This is a genomic window from Nocardia beijingensis NBRC 16342, from assembly GCF_001612785.1.
Lineage (GTDB): Bacteria > Actinomycetota > Actinomycetes > Mycobacteriales > Mycobacteriaceae > Nocardia > Nocardia beijingensis.
The window spans coordinates 1-2,067 of sequence record NZ_BDBC01000004.1; the positions used below are offsets into that span (position 1 = coordinate 1).

Annotated in this window: 4 protein-coding genes; 1 reads left to right on the forward strand and 3 read right to left on the reverse strand. The window is 67.8% G+C overall.

The genetic code is table 11. The annotated features are described in order from the left end of the window. The 3 genes from NB3_RS02655 to NB3_RS02665 form a co-directional block, all read right to left on the reverse strand. The coding region (locus NB3_RS02655; RefSeq protein ID WP_174553159.1) for an ATP/GTP-binding protein at nt 1–240 on the reverse strand (240 nt) is incomplete at its 3' end. Further along, nucleotides 221–595, reverse strand: coding sequence for a DUF742 domain-containing protein (locus NB3_RS02660; RefSeq protein WP_039795171.1), 375 nt, complete (start codon nt 593–595; stop codon nt 221–223). The genes NB3_RS02655 and NB3_RS02660, both read right to left, overlap by 20 nt. Nucleotides 596–602: 7 nt before the next feature. Beyond that, on the reverse strand, nt 603–1,016 hold the full coding sequence (locus NB3_RS02665) for a roadblock/LC7 domain-containing protein (RefSeq protein WP_011207200.1): 414 nt from the start codon (nt 1,014–1,016) through the stop codon (nt 603–605). 473 nt (nt 1,017–1,489) lie between these two features. Between NB3_RS02665 and NB3_RS34755 the strand changes: the two genes are divergently transcribed. After that, on the forward strand, nt 1,490–2,067 hold a 578-nt coding region (locus NB3_RS34755), incomplete at its 3' end, for a hypothetical protein (protein WP_169810637.1).

The window sequence follows — 2,067 nt, forward strand, 5'->3', positions numbered from 1 at the left end:
CCGGCCGAAGTCCATCGCCACGGTGGTGGTCGACTTCATCGGGATGCCGGTCAAATTGTCGATACCGGCACTGGCATTGGTCACCAATGCCTCGGTGCGCAGCGGAACGATCTCCGAGACAGCACCGACCAACGTGGTCTTCCCGACACCGAAGCCACCCGCGACCACGATCTTCGCCGATGTTGGCTTACTGGTACGAGTGTCGACCTGCGCCGTCGAATCAAATACGCCGGAGTCCACTGAGAACCCTTTCGATCAGCTCGCGACGTTCATCGTCGCTGGAATCGTCTTTCAATGTCGCCGAAACGCGCACGTGCCCGGCCTCGATCAAATCGGCCACGAGCACACGGGCCACCCCGATAGGGATACCCAATCGGGCTGCCACCTCGGCAACGGACGGCGATTCTCTGCACAACTCCACGATTGACGTCTCGATGTTGGTCAGTTCGAACTGCCGCTCCAGGGCGACCGGATGCGATGCGACGAGGGCCTCCAACGCCAACTCGACCGCGGGCCTGGTGCGGCCTGCGGTCAACGAGTATGGGCGTACGAGACTCGGCTCGACGCTCCCCACGCGGTGATCTTCTATGTCCATCCCACCATCAGGAACCCATCGTGACGCGTGGTGTGGCCTGAACAGTCTGGCCAACCCGCTCGACCAACAGAGCCATCTCGTAACCGACCTGACCGATGTCACACGACGTGTTGGTCAGCACCGCGAGATAGGAACCATCGCCGACAGCCATGAGTAGCAGGTAACCGTGCTCCATCTCCACGACGGACTGCAGCACGGTGCCACCCTCGAACAGGTTCGAGACGCCGACCGACAGGCTGGCCAGACCAGCCGTGACGGCCGAGAGCTGTTCGGCGCGGTCGACGGGCAGCTGGGCACTCGCGGCCATGAGTAGGCCGTCGGCCGAGACCAGGACGGCATGGGCTACGCCAGGAACCTCGTTGGCAAAGTTCGAAACCAGCCAATCCAGCTGACGATTCGTACCACCTAGATCGGGGTTCATCGGTCTCCTTTATCTCCGGTTAGGTTCATTGCTCTCATTGCGCGGCCATCCCGGACGCCCTGCTGGTGACGACTCAAGCTGGACCTGATTGTTTCTGGGTCGCGGCGCGGCGCCCGATCCGCCGCACCGCTCACGCCGCCGGGGACAAGCCTTCCGCCCGGATTGCGTTGAGGCAACCCCGCCGCCGTTTTGGTCTCCGGCTGCGCCTCGCTGGCGCGGCGAGCCGCTTGCCATCCCTCGTCACCCGGCGATTCGAAGGAAGCAGCCACCTGGGACCTATCCGCGTTGGGATCCGACAGCCAGGCCGACATCATCTCGGCGAAGATCGGCGTTCCGCCCATCGCCGCCCCCGACTCGTCCGCGGGTTGCAGCCTGGTCTGGAAGAACGAGGCCGTCTTGGCCGGGTTGGACCGGAAGCTGTGCTTGCCCGGATCGCGTCCCGCCGACGCGGCAGGCTGCTCTTCGCTCGCGGCGTGCTGGCCACCGCGATCCCGCTGCGGCAGTGCGACACCCGGCGGCACGGGCTGGCGCTGCGGCGCCTGGGCGCCCGGCTGCCGCTGCGGCAGACCGGTCAGACCACCCTCGCGCTGTGGCAGGCCCGACGGCGCGGGCGGACGCTGCGGCAGACCATTGAGCGCACCGGCATCCCGCTGCGGCAGGCCATTACCCGTACCCGCATCGCGCTGCGGCAGGCCAGTCGCCGCCGAATCCCGCTGCGGCAAGCCGTTGCCGACGGCGGGCAGCGCGCCGGAACCCGGCTCACGCTGCGGCAGGCCACCCGTGGCCTCACGTTGCGGCAGACGGTGGGCGCCCGCGTCCCGGTGCGCACCCGGTTCGCGCTGCGGCAGACCCGTGGCCGCATCGCGCTGCGGCAGACCCGGCGCGGGTTGCCGCGACGGCAGACCCGTGGCACCCGGCTCACGCGACGGCAGACCCGTGGCACCCGGCTCACGCGACGGCAGACCCGTGGCACCCGATTCACGCGACGGCAGACCCGTGGCACCCGGCTCACGCGACGGCAGACCCGTGGCACCCGGCTCACGCGACGGCA